At 31.2% G+C, this 15,789-nt stretch carries 15 protein-coding genes; 11 read left to right on the top strand and 4 right to left on the bottom strand.

Annotated elements, in window-relative coordinates:
• On the bottom strand, nt 1-477 hold a 477-nt coding region (locus FWJ34_RS11775), incomplete at its 3' end, for an FAD-binding oxidoreductase (protein WP_308255517.1).
• A 242-nt stretch (nt 478-719) separates the two neighbouring features.
• Between FWJ34_RS11775 and FWJ34_RS11770 the strand changes: the two genes are divergently transcribed.
• The 10 genes from FWJ34_RS11770 to FWJ34_RS11725 all read left to right on the top strand — a co-directional run bounded on the left by FWJ34_RS11770 (nt 720) and on the right by FWJ34_RS11725 (nt 11,307).
• The gene (locus tag FWJ34_RS11770; protein WP_308255516.1) at nt 720-2,204 is read left to right on the top strand and encodes a DEAD/DEAH box helicase family protein; all 1,485 of its coding nucleotides are present in this window, start codon (nt 720-722) and stop codon (nt 2,202-2,204) included.
• 107 nt (nt 2,205-2,311) lie between these two features.
• A complete protein-coding gene (locus FWJ34_RS11765; RefSeq protein ID WP_308255515.1) occupies nt 2,312-2,839 on the top strand; it encodes a Tol biopolymer transporter periplasmic protein in 528 nt (175 codons plus the stop codon).
• 322 nt (nt 2,840-3,161) lie between these two features.
• Nucleotides 3,162-4,094 (top strand): alpha/beta hydrolase, encoded by a 933-nt coding sequence (locus FWJ34_RS11760; RefSeq protein WP_308255514.1) that lies wholly within the window; start codon nt 3,162-3,164, stop codon nt 4,092-4,094.
• A gap of 249 nt (nt 4,095-4,343) precedes the next feature.
• Nucleotides 4,344-4,646, top strand: coding sequence for a DUF6679 family protein (locus FWJ34_RS11755; RefSeq protein ID WP_308255513.1), 303 nt, complete (start codon nt 4,344-4,346; stop codon nt 4,644-4,646).
• Between the two features lie 410 nt (nt 4,647-5,056).
• On the top strand, nt 5,057-5,692 hold the full coding sequence (locus FWJ34_RS11750; RefSeq protein WP_308255512.1) for a ribonuclease H-like domain-containing protein: 636 nt from the start codon (nt 5,057-5,059) through the stop codon (nt 5,690-5,692).
• 114 nt (nt 5,693-5,806) lie between these two features.
• Nucleotides 5,807-6,901, top strand: a complete 1,095-nt coding sequence (locus tag FWJ34_RS11745; protein WP_308255511.1) for an acyl-CoA desaturase — start codon at nt 5,807-5,809, stop codon at nt 6,899-6,901.
• A 228-nt stretch (nt 6,902-7,129) separates the two neighbouring features.
• Nucleotides 7,130-7,759 (top strand): biopolymer transporter ExbD, encoded by a 630-nt coding sequence (locus FWJ34_RS11740; protein ID WP_308255510.1) that lies wholly within the window; start codon nt 7,130-7,132, stop codon nt 7,757-7,759.
• 388 nt (nt 7,760-8,147) lie between these two features.
• The gene (locus FWJ34_RS11735; RefSeq protein ID WP_308255509.1) at nt 8,148-9,812 is read left to right on the top strand and encodes a DNA methyltransferase; all 1,665 of its coding nucleotides are present in this window, start codon (nt 8,148-8,150) and stop codon (nt 9,810-9,812) included.
• A gap of 384 nt (nt 9,813-10,196) precedes the next feature.
• Nucleotides 10,197-10,937, top strand: a complete 741-nt coding sequence (locus tag FWJ34_RS11730; protein ID WP_308255508.1) for a DUF3120 domain-containing protein — start codon at nt 10,197-10,199, stop codon at nt 10,935-10,937.
• A 214-nt stretch (nt 10,938-11,151) separates the two neighbouring features.
• Complete coding sequence (locus tag FWJ34_RS11725; protein ID WP_308255507.1) at nt 11,152-11,307, top strand: hypothetical protein; 156 nt, start codon at nt 11,152-11,154, stop codon at nt 11,305-11,307.
• Between the two features lie 294 nt (nt 11,308-11,601).
• Here FWJ34_RS11725 and FWJ34_RS11720 read toward each other — a convergent pair whose 3' ends face one another.
• The 3 genes from FWJ34_RS11720 to cobS form a co-directional block, all read right to left on the bottom strand.
• Complete coding sequence (locus FWJ34_RS11720) at nt 11,602-12,354, bottom strand: TrkA family potassium uptake protein (protein WP_308255506.1); 753 nt, start codon at nt 12,352-12,354, stop codon at nt 11,602-11,604.
• A gap of 4 nt (nt 12,355-12,358) precedes the next feature.
• Nucleotides 12,359-13,696 carry a TrkH family potassium uptake protein gene (locus FWJ34_RS11715; protein WP_308255505.1) on the bottom strand — a complete coding sequence of 446 codons (1,338 nt, stop codon included), beginning with the start codon at nt 13,694-13,696 and terminating at the stop codon, nt 12,359-12,361.
• Between the two features lie 309 nt (nt 13,697-14,005).
• Nucleotides 14,006-14,764 carry an adenosylcobinamide-GDP ribazoletransferase gene (cobS, locus tag FWJ34_RS11710; protein ID WP_308255504.1) on the bottom strand — a complete coding sequence of 253 codons (759 nt, stop codon included), beginning with the start codon at nt 14,762-14,764 and terminating at the stop codon, nt 14,006-14,008.
• 464 nt (nt 14,765-15,228) lie between these two features.
• Here cobS and FWJ34_RS11705 point away from each other — a divergent pair, with 464 nt between their 5' ends.
• Nucleotides 15,229-15,672, top strand: a complete 444-nt coding sequence (locus FWJ34_RS11705; RefSeq protein WP_308255503.1) for a hypothetical protein — start codon at nt 15,229-15,231, stop codon at nt 15,670-15,672.
• Nucleotides 15,673-15,789: the final 117 nt, after the last annotated feature.

Here is a 15,789-nt window from a genome sequence, read left to right as displayed (position 1 = left end):
ATTTAGTGACCAAATGCCACCACTACCACCGCCAATAAAACCTCCTAATGTTGCAATTTTATAAGTAGAAGGAATCATGCGCAATTCCCAACCTTTTTTTTTAGTTTCTTTCTCTAAAAGACTCATTTTTATCCCTGAATCAACACAAGCAACTCCTGATTTTATCCAGTGAATTTTTTTCATCTTTGTCATATCTAAAACAATACCACCATTAAGGGGAACACATTGCCCATAATTACCTGTACCAGCACCTCTAACTGTTAAAGGAATTTGATATTTGACACAAATTTTCGCTACTGTTAAAACTTCTTCTTCATTGGTAGGCATTACTACTAAATCGGCAATTTTATCTTGTAATTGAGGTTTTAAAATTGGACTAAAATAATAATAATCTTGAGAAAGTTGTTTAACTTCTTTCGGCTCTTGAATAGTTTGAATATTATCTAATTCTTTTAATACTAATTGGTAGTCAATCATAGCAATATTATTTAATTTTATCTGATTAAAGTATAGCAAATATTTCTAGCGTTAATTAAACTCTAAATTTAGAATAAAGAAATATTAATTATCTTAAAAACCTTTGCACCATAAGCGCCTTTGCGAGAAAAATCAAAAATCACAATTATTCACAGAAAGTTAATGTTTCATTAAAGAAAATATGTTAGGATAAAAAGTATAATCAAAATTAGCTCAATTATTATTTTTATCATTAATTATTAATGAATCGTGCTAGTAAATTAACTTATGATCGTGGTACATTAATTTTACATCCACCCCCAAGAGGAAAAGCATGGATAAATTTTGCCACATGGGATGATAGAATTGAGAAATTTCGTATTCCGGCTATTTATTATCGCTCATTAATCGAGACTTTTGAGGAGGAAAATATTGATTTCATCGACTCTGCAAAGGAATTTTTCTCTCTCGAAATTCAATCAAATCTGCAAAAAACCCCTTATCCTCATCAAAAAGAAGCCTTAGAGGCATGGAAAACAGCACAACGAAAAGGAGTTGTTGTCTTACCAACCGCAGCCGGTAAAACTTACTTAGCACAATTGGCGATCGCCTGTACTCCTCGAACTACTTTAATTGTAGTACCAACATTAGATTTAATGCACCAATGGTATGCACAAATTGAGATTGGGTTTCCGAATATTGAAGTTGGATTGTTGGGGGGGGGGGCACATGATCGAACACCGATTTTAATAGCAACTTATCATAGTGCGGCGATTCATGCTAAAGCATTAGGGAATCATTACGGATTGTTGATTTTCGATGAATGTCATCATTTACCTACAGATTTTTTTCAGGTGATAGCAGAAGAATCCATTGCACCTTATCGACTGGGATTGACGGCAACACCCGAAAGAGGTGACGGAAGTCATTGTTATTTAGATAGTTTAATTGGTAAAGTTATTTATCGTAAAACTCCTGAAGAATTATCTAAAAATACTTTATCCGAATATCAAGTTATACCGATCAAAGTTTCATTAGAAAAAGAAGAAAAAAGACGTTATGAACAAGCGATAAAAACTAGAAATAACTTTTTAAAACAATCAAATATTTCTCTTTCTAGCCTTGATGGTTGGCAGTTATTTATTAAAGCCAGTGCAAAAACAAATGAAGGCAGAAAAGCAATGTTAGCTCATCGAGAATCAAAGGAAATTGCTTCAGGGACAAATGCTAAATTAAAAGTATTAAGGGATTTAATAGAAAAACATTATCCCGATAAAGTGCTAATTTTTACCAATGATAATGCTACTGTTTATCGTATTTCTCAAGAATATTTAATTCCAGCTATTACTTATCAAACTCCTGTCAAAGAAAGGCATCAAATTTTAACCAAATATCGGAGGGGAGAATATAAAATTTTAGTAGCTTCTCATGTACTTAATGAAGGAGTTGACGTGCCTGATGCTAAAATAGCGATTATTTTATCTGGTACTGGTTCAACTAGAGAATATATACAACGATTAGGTAGAATTTTAAGAAAAGCAAATAATACGGAAAAATTAGCAATTCTTTATGAAGTAATAGCAGAAGAAACTAGCGATGAAAAAACTGCAGCTAGACGTAAAGGTGAGGGTTATAAAAATAGTCAAAATAACAAAAATTCTCAAGGAGAAATTCTATTTTATCCTCCGAATAATCGTAATTCTCCTTTTAAAGTAGCAGAGCCTAAACCTAATTGGCAAGAGGAATAATAAAATGAGGAATTACTAATTAGCAAGCGGTTTAAACCCCTTGTTAGGAATTAGGAATTACACAGCAAAATGTCTCTACCCACTTATTACTAATTTCACTAAATAATATGAAATTATTTCCCTTGATTAATTTTATGGTATCGGCTTTTTTCTTAACCAGTTGTAGTAATTATCCCCGATTGTTAAGTTTTCCTTTTTCTGATAATAACAGAAGTTTCAATAGTCGTTCATCAGAATTAAATCCTTTTATTGCTGGAGAATATATTACTTTTGCATCTGATCGTAATGGTTCTCAGGATGTCTTTTTATTTGATGCTAAGAATCGTCGTTTAATTGATTTACCTAACTTAAATTCTCTGGAAGAAATTGCATCAAATCCTTCAATATCAGAAGATGGACGTTATTTAGTTTTTACTGGTTCAACTCAAGGAAAATCCGGATTATACTTATACGATCGCACAACTCAACAAAAACGCCCTTTAATGACTCAAATCAGAAATGAAATCCGAAATCCGATGATTAGCAGTAATGGTGAAAGAATTACTTTTGAAATAGCAAATAATGGTCAGTGGGACATTGTAGTAACAGATCTAAAAGGCAATATATTGAATATACCTGGTAACTTATTACAATAAGTAGGTAATCAAAATTAATTATCTTCAAGAATAAATAGAATACTGGAATACCGGAAAAACCGATAAACCAGAAGACAAGAAGACAGGAGAAGCGAATAGGATTCGCTCAATTGATAGTTGATAATTGATAATAGGTCATTATTATAGATCATTGGTAATGATTAGGCAAGATGGATAATTAAAAACTTTTCCCTTTTTTCTACTTTCTATAATTTTATAGTTTGCAGATGGTAATTGTAGGTTATATTAAAAAGAATAATAAAATCAATTTTTTAATAATTTCTGAGAAGATTTCAGGAATTAATCAAGCTCAAGTGAATTAATGAATCAGATTAATATTCGTGGTGTTGATCATTTTTACCAATTTATCGAAAGTGAATCTGCCGAATCATCTAAGCCCGTACTGGTTTTTATTCATGGATGGCTACTAAGTTATCAATATTGGATACCATTAATCAACCAACTTAAAGGTGAATATTCTTGTTTAGCTTATGATTTAAAAGGATTTGGCTCATCTCGATTACCTTCTTCATTCATGACTCAAAATAACGGTGACAACAATCAATTATTCTCAGAAAATATACCTTTATGCTTTAATTTACATAGTTATGCACAAGATTTAAAAGAATTATTAACCAAATTAAAGATCCATAAGGCTTGGCTCATCGGTCATTCTTTAGGTGGTAGTATTGCTCTATGGGGTGCTGATATTTGTAATGATATTGTGCAAGGGGTAATTTGTATTAATGCAGGGGGTGGAATTTATTTGAAGGAAGAATTTGAACGTTTCCGCAAAGCAGGAGAAAATCTCGTCAAATTTCGCCCCCAATGGTTTTTAAAAATACCGTTTTTTGACTTTATTTTTGCGAGGATGATGGTGAAAAAACCTTTAGAAATTACCTGGGGAAAACAAAGACTTAAAGATTTTTTATTTGCTGATGAGAAAGCCGCCATCGGTTCATTATTAGAATCTACTACAGAAGATGAAGTTCATTATTTGCCGCAAATAGTAGCCCGTTTATCTCAACCAGTTTATTTTATCGCTGGAAAACAAGATCAAATTATGGAAACTCAATACGTTAAACATTTAGCTAGTTTTCATTGCCTTTTTCAAGATCATCAACGAAACGTCTATGAAATTGATCAATGTGGACATTTTGCCATGTTAGAACAAACAGAACTTGTAAGTAAATATACTTTTAGTCTTATTCAAGCTAATCAAAACAATATAAGTCCAAATAAAATGCTACGATAGATTCATCAGTTCATCAGTGCAATCTTAGAACCTGTTTTATCTTAACAATAACTATGCCCATCAAAAGTGTTTCTTCATGGCTTTTCTGTTTTATCTCTCTCAGGTTTTTGTCCACTCGAGTCCTTGATTTTAGTTAAAATGGACATTCTTATTTATCTCTACCTTGAAAAAAAAACTCACCTTGAGAAGTTTTACCATTACAATTATCCTAAAAATTATTTTGATCTTTAGCAGTGTAAGGAGAAGTCTATGTTAGACCGCAAAATATATCAAATGTATAAAGAAGGTTGTGATGTCTCTGTTTTCCTGCGAGATCAGCAACGTTGGATTGAAGATGCTCAAATTATTGGCATTGAAGGTGATGTAGTTTCAATCCGCTATGAAATGGATGAAGACTATGAAAATAGTTCATGGGAAGAATTTGTTCGCCTTGAAAGTATTGGTGCAATTAGTCGTAAATTAGCTTCTGTGCCTCGTGGTTATAGTGATATACTTGTGTCTGATGATTGTCCTGAAGCAGAACAAATTTATCCACGCCATCAGGAAGAATAGGTAAGGTTAGGAGTTAAACAATATTCAACCTTTACAATAATGAAAGTAGCAGAACTTAATAAGTAGGTAAGTATAATTAATACCTCAGTTCTTCTGCTTTGAATATCCGATATTTGTTGCCGGTTTAACGGTAAACCACGCTCGAACATTTAAGATATATTTTTGGTGAATTTTTTAATAAGGGGCTTAAACCCCTTGCTATACCTAACCCCTTTACCATACCTGACACCTTTACACCACCGAAAATTTTATAGCTCTTAATGGTAATTAATTGTGGATTTTATTTTGACAAAATCCTTGATAACAATGAGTTTAAACCCATTTACTCTATACAATAGACTTGTGGCACAAGTTAGGTAATAAAGAGGCAACGATGCTTAATTCTTAATTCTTAATTCTTAATTTTATATATGTCATTAGATCAATTTTTAGTTTGTCAAGAGGATTTACCCGAAAATATTTTTAATCAATATCTTCAAGCAGAATGTTTAGCTATGGATACTGAAACTATGGGATTAGTGCCTCAGCGCGATCGCCTCTGTTTAGTACAAATATGTGACCCTGAAGGTTTTGTTACTGCTATTCGTATTGCTAAAGGGCAAACTGGCGCACCAAATTTGACAAAACTTTTAGAATCTTCTGCTATCACAAAAATCTTTCATTACGCTCGTTTTGATGTAGCTCAATTTAAACATACTTTTGATGTGGAAACAAAATCTATTTTTTGTACCAAAATCGCTAGTAAAATTGCTCGTACTTATACTCAAAGTCATGGTTTAAAAAGCCTTGTACAAGAATTAGAAGGAGTAGAGTTAGATAAAAAAGCTCAAAGTTCAGATTGGGGTAATGTTAATAGTTTATCACCAGAACAACTCAGTTATGCTGCCAATGATGTTCGTTATCTAATCCGGGTGCGAGAAAAATTAATTAATATGTTACAAAGAGAAGATCGGTGGGAATTAACTAAAAGATGTTTTGACGCTATTTCTTTATTTGTCGATTTAGATTTAATGTATTATAGTAACGTATTTGAACATCAAGGGTAAATAATTATTCGTCCGATTTTTTTTGAATCAATGGAGTATGGATCGTGCTATGGTTTTTACTGGTAGCCATAGTTACCGCTCTAATCTTGATTTTCATACAAATAAATCGACAGAATGACTCTTGCTAAATTTCCCCAAAAAACGGGCTTTTATAAAACGTTAAAACTTCGTGTTGATCAATATTTCGCCCAAGAAAAATTACATTATCATGGTAACTGGCAAATATTTCTTAAATCTGCAATAATCCTTGTTGGTTACATAACTTGTTATATTTCTCTGATCTTTTTTACTCATAATCTTTGGGCTGCTTTATTGATCGGTTTTCTGTTATCTCAATTTTATGTGATGATTGGTTTTAATATTCAACATGACGCAAATCATAACAGTTACTCGAATCATTTATGGTTAAATAAACTAGGGTCATTATCTTTAGATTTTGTCGGTGGCAGTAGTGCATTATGGAAACAAGCCCACAATTTCTTACATCACACCTATACAAATATTGACAATATTGATGCGGATATGGAAACTTTATCTTTACTAAGATTAAATCCTCATCAAGAATGGAAACCTTGGCATCGTTTTCAACATTTATACTTTGTTTTGGTTTACGCAATTTTATTATTTTATTGGATTTATTTATCTGATTTTCAAAAGTTAATTACTGGTAAAATCGGTGATTATAAGTTACCAAATTTAGGTTATAAAAAAGTTAGTCTTTTACTTTTTTTTAAGGCTTTTTATATTTTTTATGCTTTAATATTACCCAGTTTTTTTCATCCCATTTCCCATGTAATTATGGCCAATCTCCTAATTTTAGGTATGGTAGGATTTAATCTTTCCATTATCTTTAATCTTGCCCATATTATGAATAAAAATGATTTTCCCATAGCTCAAAGTCAATATTTACAAGATGAATGGGCTATACATCAAGTAAAAACTACTGCTAATTTTGCTACACATAACTGGCTTTTAACCTGGTATTTAGGGGGATTAAATTTTCAAATTGAGCATCATATTTTCCCGCGTATGTCTCATATTCATTATCCCAATATTCATCACATAGTAAAACAAACTTGTCAAGAATTTAATATTGACTACATTAATTATGGTACTGTTTGGGAAGCAACCATAGAGCATATCAATTATTTAAAACAATTAGGAATGAGAGTCTGTGTCAAAGACTATTCTGAGGAAGGTAGCTATTAAGAAGTTACAAATTTCTAGTTAATAACTGACGTTACGCACTCATTAGACCTCTTGCAAAATTAAAATTAGTATTAATTTTAAACAGGAAATCATCAATTTTTCTTTTTGTATGAGTACTTCGCCAAAAAAAAGATCGATAGTGCTAAAATAACAATCATCAATCATAGGGTGTTGATATTTTCATAACTCCTATAAGATTGTTATATCCGAAAAAAGCATTAATTCCTTATGACTCAAATATCCACAGAATCAAAGATAACAGAAAAAAAACTACATAATCAATTTCGTCAGAGTAAACATCCTGTCAAACCTTTTAAATTATGGCAAGATATTACTGAACAACAAGTAAGTATCGAAATTGTACCAATGATTGACGTTATTTTTTGTATCTTAACGTTTTTTATTTTGGCGGCAGTAGGTTTTTCTCGTCAACAAGCTATTAGTTTAAATCTTCCTAAAGCAGCTACTGGCACTGCAGAAATGAGAGAAATGTTAGTAGTAAGTTTGGATAATAGAGGACAACTATATCTTGAAAAACAACCCGTTAGTCAAGTACAACTTTACAGTGCTATTAAAAACTATCATAGTCTTAATCCTAGTGGGTTAATGGTTCTTCATGCTTCTCAAGAAGTTCGTTATAGTCAAGTAATTGAAGTCTTAGATATGCTTAAAGAAGTGGGTGGGGAAAGAGTAGCTTTAGCAACCTTACCGGGTAAATCTCAAGCACCAAGTCAAACCGTTGATCCTTATGGTGGTTTTAACCCTTATTATCCTAATTATGGTGGTAATACTCCTAACCCGACACCTCCTCAACCATCACCTCAAATGCCTACACCTGCCCCGCCTCCTGCACCTTAATCTAACCTGAGTGAATCATAAGAAAAATTTTTAAAGTAACAAGGGGTTTAAACCCCTGCCTTGCTTTGTCTTGTATTACCTATATACAATTAATTTTTCTGATTAACTAAAAAAATTGCTAAAAATTGGGCTTGTCCCTTGGCACGTCTTGAAATTTTTGTTAAAATTATTATAATGGGGCTATTTTAATTTTTAGATATAAACACTAGGATTTCCATTATAAGATTTATATCTTCTATTTTGACGAAAAAAATGAAAAAAGTCAAGGAAAATCGAAAATTTTTTTTCTTATCAGTTCTCTATTATCGATCATTTCCCTATATTAGTTTTTTTCTCGCAAAGGAGCAAAGACGCAAAGGTTATAAACAAAATTTAAGTTAAGGTTAAGATGAATAATCAACTTTTTTACGGCGATAATTTAGAAGTTTTAAGACGACATATTAAAGATGAATCAGTTGACTTATGTTATATCGATCCGCCCTTCAATTCTAAACGTAATTATAACCAAATTTATAACAATATTGGTAAAGAAGATCCAGCCCAAGCTCAGGCTTTTATTGATACTTGGACATGGGATGATTTAGCTAATCTTGGTTTAGCAGAAATTAAGAAAAATTATCACGGTAAATTCTCTCAAAAAACCGTTGATTTAATCTGTGGATTAGAGCCAGTTTTAGGTAAGGGAAGCCTTTTTGCTTATCTGGTAAATATGACTTTAAGAATTGTCGAAATTCATCGAGTTTTAAAGCCTACTGGTAGCTTTTATCTTCATTGTGATCCCACTGCGTCTCATTATTTAAAATTAGTTTTAGATGCTATTTTTTGCTCTCAAAAAGGTGATTATATAAACGAAATTACATGGAAAAGATCGACAGCTAAAGGTGATGAAAAACAAGGTGCAAAACATTTTGGAAGAATTACAGATATTATCTTATTTTACGTCAAAGATGCTAACAATTATTTATTTAATGCACAATATGAAAGTTATACTGAAACAGCCTTAAAAAGAGATTATAAATATGTAGAAGAAAATACTAATAGAATTTATAGATTAGCACCAGTTGATGGTCCTGGTGGCGCCGCAAAAGGTAATCCTTATTATGAATTTTTAGAGGTAAAAGGTTATTGGCGTTTCTCTCAAGAAAAAATGCAAAAAATGTATGAAGAGGGAAAAATTGTTAAGTCAAAAACAGGCAAAACATTAAGTCAAAAAATGTATTTGGATGAAGCAAAAGGAAGACAAATTGATAATTTTTGGCATGACATTAACAAAATTTCTCCTACTTCAAAAGAAAGATTAGGTTATCCAACACAAAAACCAGAGGCATTATTAGAGAGAATTATTAAGGCAAGTAGTAACGAAAATGATGTTATTTTAGATGCCTTTTGCGGTTGCGGTACAACTATTGCCGTTGCCCAAAAATTAAACCGAAATTGGATTGGCATTGATATAACCTATCAAAGTATAAGTTTAATTTTAAAGCGTTTAGAAGACAGTTTCGGTAAGGGAGTTTTAGAAAATATCACCCTTAATGGTATTCCTAAAGACATGGAATCTGCCTCCGCTTTAGCTTTGAAAAAAGATGACAGAACTCGTAAAGAATTTGAAAAATGGGCGGTTTTAACTTACACTAATAATAGAGCAACTATTAACGATAAAAAAGGTGCGGATAAAGGCATTGACGGCATCGCATTTTTTGATAGTGGTAAAGATAAACCAGAAAAAATTATTATTCAAGTTAAGTCTGGCAAGATAAAATCAGGAGATATTAGGGATTTATTAGGCACGATCGCTATAAATGAGGCAACATTAGGAATTTTTCTTACTCTCAATGAACCGACAAAAGATATGATTAAAACTGCTAAAGAAGCAGGAATTTATCAAAGTAAATTTATGAGTAATCCTGTGGATAAAATTTCTATAATAACCGTAAAAGAGATAATAGAAGAACAAAAAAGACTTGATATAAGATTAGTCTTAAAAGTGTTAAAAAGTGCGGAAAAACAAACAGAACTTAATAGTAATCAATTACTAATTCAATTTAATAAATGAACATAATTTTAAAAAGAAAAGGATATTTTTACCTAATAACTAATGAAAAATATATGTTAAATTAATTATACTTTGTCCTATTACTACCAAAGTTATTAGAGGTTTTAATACGACATATTAAAGATGAATCAGTGGACTTATGCTATATCGATCCTCCTTTCAATTCTAAGCGCAATTATTTACTGATTGCTTATTACTTATTACTTTAAAGTATTTTTTTGGATAACCACTCAAAATTAAGTTATGATAATACCCATAGGGGGGATATTCAAAGATGTCTAATCAACAATAAGTTACTAATAATAAGTTGATCTAATTCCCATAATGAGTATTTACCCTTACAATATCTTAATATTAAGTAAAGTAAAGAAATCTTAAGCAATTTTGTTAAATCATACCTTGTTATCTCAGTTAACTACTTTTTTCCCTACCCTTAGAGAGAATTTTCTGAATTTTCTTATCAGTTGGTGGTGGCAAAAACAAAAGCGTCAAAATGTCGTGGTTTTTTTCACTTCGGCTTTTTTAGTTTCTATTCCTGTCTTTTTTCAAGCGCCTTTAGTTAGAATTTTCCCTTCTTTAAGTCTGATTTTAACTTTGCTATGGATTCAACTCAGTTTCTCTTTGAAGCGTCAACCTCATACTTATTTTTGGGGTGACATTCTCTGGGGTTTTAGTTGGAGTTGGCTTTGTGGTTCAATTTATTGGGGTTGGTTACGCTATAATCCAGCTATTCATATCCCCATTGAAGCCATTGGTTTACCTTTTGCTTTATGGTGTATCTGGAAAGGATGGGGTTTAATTGGTAATTATTTTTATCTTGGTTCTTTGATCGGTACTGCTATTACTGATTTATACTTTTACCTAGTAGGATTAATCCCTTATTGGCAGGAGATTATGGTTAGTGATCCTACTTTAGTTAAACCTATTTTACAAGGAGCGATCGCCCAAGTCCAGACTGTGGGAGGAATTAGTTGGGCTGTCTTACTTACAAATGTCTTGTTAGGAATTAGTTTATCGGCTTTAGTAAAAAAAGAAAGTCATTATATTGCTTTTGCCGGCGCTGTATTAGCGACTATTTTTACGGATGCTTTATTCTTGATTGTCGCTTATATCGGTGTTAGTTAATTTTTTCTTGATTTTTTCTATGGCAAAATAAGATTTTTAATCAAATATTAAATAAATCTTAAATCTTAAATTTTTATAAAGAAGTTGTACTTAGTAAATACGGAAAAACATTAACATAACTTAACTAAAAGATAAGTAAAATTAACGATATAAAATTCTCTAAAAATGGTTAAATTAATTTTATTACTGCAATTAATCAATTATTTATAAGGCTATGAAATTTTGCATTAAATGTAAAGGTACTGGAAAAATTCTGGAAAAAAGAGCATCAGATTATCTCAATTCTTTTGACTACTATCCTGTTTCTTGTCCTCATTGTCAAGAAGAAAGTCAAACAAACTCTAAAAAAGTCTTGAATTCTAGTAGGTAATTAACAATTAACAATTAACAATTAACAATTAACAATAGATTTCTTCTAGCTAAATAACAAAGTACAATAGACATCTACCATAATATTAAAATGTAATCAATTTTTCTTTATAGTTTGTAAATTGACGTTAAATTTTAAATGATCCTTTATTAAAAATAATAATTTATGGAGAAGTCTAATCAAATTAAAATCATTTTAGCCTTATGATTCTATTCCCTTAACTTTTACAAAAATTCAACACAAATTTTTGATAGGTGAATTTCCTTTTTTCTTTTAGATAAAAATTAAACTAAACTATAATTTGTTAATATCTTTGTTTGAACCGATTACCACCATTGATAACCCTTGAGTCAAGACATAATTAGGAGGAGGATTAATCATAAATTTGTCATCGTTACCAACAGCTAAGACATTTAAACCGTAGTAACTTCTTAATTTAACTTCCGCTAAGGTTTTACCGTCAAATTCTGGTGGAATAGATACCTCCACAATGCTATTATCAGGATCTAATTCAAAACGATCGAGTATTCCAGGTTTAGTAAGAGTATAAGCTAATTCGCAACCGGCTTCATGTTCAGGATAAACAACTAAATCAGCACCAACTTTTTTGAGTAATTTACCATGGGTTTCTGATGAAGCTTTGGCAACAATATATTTTACTCCAGCTTCTTTGACGTTGAGAGTAGTAACAATACTTTCTTCTAAATAATTACCAATGGCAACAATAACAGTGTCTAATTCTAAAATACCAGCTTCTTTTAAGGCACTAACTTCGGTACAATCAAGACGAATGGCACTACTAGCTATTTTATCAGTTAAGGCTTGAGCGACTAACTTTTCATCAACATCAACCCCTAAAACATCATAACCCATGTTATAAAGGGTTTCACATACCGCCCTGCCAAATCTACCTAAACCAATTACTCCAAATTGACGGCTTTCTTTGCGTAAATTATTTAAAAATTTGATCGAACTTAGATCTAAACTAAAAATATTCTTAAATTTTTGATTAGTATTACTAGATGTTGGTTTATTATTGGTTGTCATAAATTTACCCTATTAACAGATTTTCTTCAGGATAATTAATTCTACTAGGTCGAGGATCTCCTACAATCGCTGCCATAAATAATAATACTCCGACTCTTCCTAAATACATAGTCAAAACTAATGCTAATTTTCCAAAAGTTGATAAAGTAGCTGTGATTCCTGTTGATAAGCCTACAGTAGCAAAAGCTGACACTACTTCAAATAATATATCAATAAATAGAAAATCAGGATGAAGTAAAGAAAGAATAAATGTCATTATAATCACCGTGAGGGCAGAGCCAAAAACTACAGCCATAGCTTTTAAAATTAGAGAGACTGGCACTTCTCTTTGATGTAATATAACTTTTTCTTGTCCTTTTAATACTGCTCTTGTACTATTCATCAAAATACTTAAAGTTGTCGTTTTAATTCCTCCACCAGTACCACTAGGACTAGCGCCCACAAACATTAAGCCGATGGAAATAAATAAACCTGCCGTAGTCATTTTCCCAATGTCAACCGTATTGAAACCGGCTGTTCTGGTGGTAACAGATTGAAACCATGATGTAAGAATTTTATCCCCAAGAGGTAAAGAAGCAAAGGTATCGGTATTATGATATTCAGTTATGTAAAAAGCTACTGTGCCAAATAATAAAAGTATCGCAGTAGTTTTGGTAACAACTTTAAAGTTAAGAGAAAATTCGTATTGGTGATGTTTTTTGAGGTTAAATTTATCAATAATCCAAAAATAGAATTCAATGATAGTTTGATAGCCAATACCGCCGAAAATAATTAAGCCCGTAATAACTAAGTTGACGGGGATAGAGGTTTGATAACTGATGGGATTATCAGGAAATAAACCAAAACCTGCATTATTCCATGCACTGACAGTATGAAAAATAGCTAACCATAATCCTTGTAGAATTCCATAATCGTTACTAAAAATAGGGAATAAACACATTATCGCTATTAATTCTAAAGAAAGTGTCGTAGCCAACACTGAGATAACTAAATTTCGACTACCCTGAAGAAATGGTCGATCAAATGATTCATTGATAGCTATTTTTTGCCGAAAATCAAATTTTTTGCCGATTAATAAAATTAAAAAGGTGGTAGTTGTCATATATCCAAAACCACCTACTTGAATTAACCCAGCAATAGATAATTCTCCCCAAAAAGAAAAATAACTACCAGTGTCAACTACTGTTAAGCCGGTAACACAGACGGCAGAAGTGGATGTAAATAAGGCAGTAATGAAATTTCCCCAATCTCCAGTAGTGGTAGAAAAAGGCATCATTAATAATAATGTGCCGAATAAAATTACCGCAATAAAACCTAAACAAATTGTTCTAGCAATAGTCATCTTAGCAAACAATTAATGATGAATAGTAAATAATCAATAGTAAATAGTAAATATATAGTCAATAGTAAATGATAAAGATTTAGTAACAGTGGCAATAAATAATTTATTTAAAATCCTAATATATTTATGAAAGACCTATAATTCATCCTGATTGATAATCGATATATAAATAAATATTAAGGGCACAGGATAAACTAAAACACATTTATTGCACTTAAAATTAGTAAAAAATTTAAAAAACTCTTGCCCTTGTACATCGTTGCTTACCCACAGAAAATAAACTTAGATGCATCTGAGGTTATAACCTAATTAATGATCAAGAATTGTTAATACTGATAAGATCAAAGCTTCACTCCATTCTACTGTTGCTCCGTAAGTATCTCCTGTATGCCCTCCTAATTGCTGTTTAAACCACCATCCTGTTAATAATGGTATGGTTATACTTATAAGCAAAGTTAAGGTAATTATCGTAAATGATTGATTTAGCCAAAAATATTGAGTAATTACTAAAGGTATGATGAATAATGAGCTAATAATCACATCTATAGGTAAATGGAGGTTTTCTTTCAAAAATGCCCCTTTTCCTTTTTCCCTTAGATAAAGGTATAGTGCGATGGCTATTAATTGTCCCCAACGTCCCCAACTAGAGACTAAAATTAAATTAAACCATAAATTCTCCGTAATTTCACTGACACTGGCAATTTTTAAAGTAATAACGACAATTCCTGCCATGACTCCAAAAGCACCGGTTTGACTATCTCGCATTACTTCTAGTTTTTTTTCGGGATTTTGCACGGCTAAACCATCAGCAGTATCCATGACTCCGTCTAAATGTAAACCTCCGGTTATCAGAATCCACAAACTAACAATTAATACTGCTTTAGTTAGAGAGGGAATGCCAATTAAGGTAAAAAATTCAGCTATTAATCCCAATAAAATGCCGATAACAATACCTACCCAAGGTAACCATACTGCAATTTTACAAAAGTTTACAGAAAAAACAGAAGAAATAGGAATTATAGTGTAAAAAACTACTGCCCCAAAAAAAGAGGGGATCAATTTTTTCATAATCAATTAACATATAAAAATAAACCTAAACAAAAAGGAAATTTTAGGTTAAAATTGTGTCGTAGCAAACAAAAAAAAATCATTTAATCTGAGATCTGCTACTAACATGAAAATAGATTTTGGCTTGTTTGTCAAAAAATCTCAGGTTATGTCAATCTCAACATCAGAATTTAGTTGTCGAAGATTGAGTTTATCTTGAATAGATTTGACTTTGTTAGAGTTAATTATAATGTAATTCTAAAGTTTCAAATCTGAAAAATTAAGCAATAACTGATAACTTATTTCTCTTTGAGGTAAAGGTTAATCAGTAAAATATTGTGAGTTTTTTCTTCCATAGCCTACAGTGCTAAAACCATCAAAAAAAATAGTATTAACGTACTGAAATAAATCAGATTTATGTTAATATTTTTTACCTATCATCAAATTAATTAGTAAGTAAGAGCGAAAAAAAAGGGTTAATTACTATGAATCACAAACCAAACTATTGTCATTTACCATCACCTTGCATTATTGAATCAGGAATATTAGTTAATAAAGAAGACATCAAACGTTTAATTAATGATTTAACTCAAGTACGTTATATACATACCCTTGATGGTGTGATACAAAATCAAGGACAAGGTTGGATTTTAGAAGTTTTTAACGATCCTAATCAGGCTACAGTAGTAATAAATAATAGTTTATATATAAATCTTCAGAGTTTTGATTATTTACAACTAAGTCAAGTATCCCTTCATGAAAGTCATTTTGATTTAGTGCAAGATAATCGCAAATTAACATTAATTCCCCTTGTTACACCTTGTCAAGATCAACAAACCTCTAAAAATCTTGGTTTTGATAATTTAGAAGATATGTTAGGAGAAGTGCTTTCTGCCAAATGGGATGTACAATTAGACGATGATTTTTAACTTAATTAGGAATTAATGAGCAAATTAGAGTTAAATGATATGATTAATATAGCAATCCTAAATCATTCGCCAAGAATTAAAGATTAAAAAATAAATCGATAAATCTTACTATACCTT

Source organism: Geminocystis sp. GBBB08, assembly GCF_016743215.1.
Classification (GTDB): domain Bacteria; phylum Cyanobacteriota; class Cyanobacteriia; order Cyanobacteriales; family Cyanobacteriaceae; genus Geminocystis.
The sequence above is the reverse complement of the archived record's forward strand: the minus strand, read 5'-3'. Positions and strand labels throughout refer to the sequence as shown.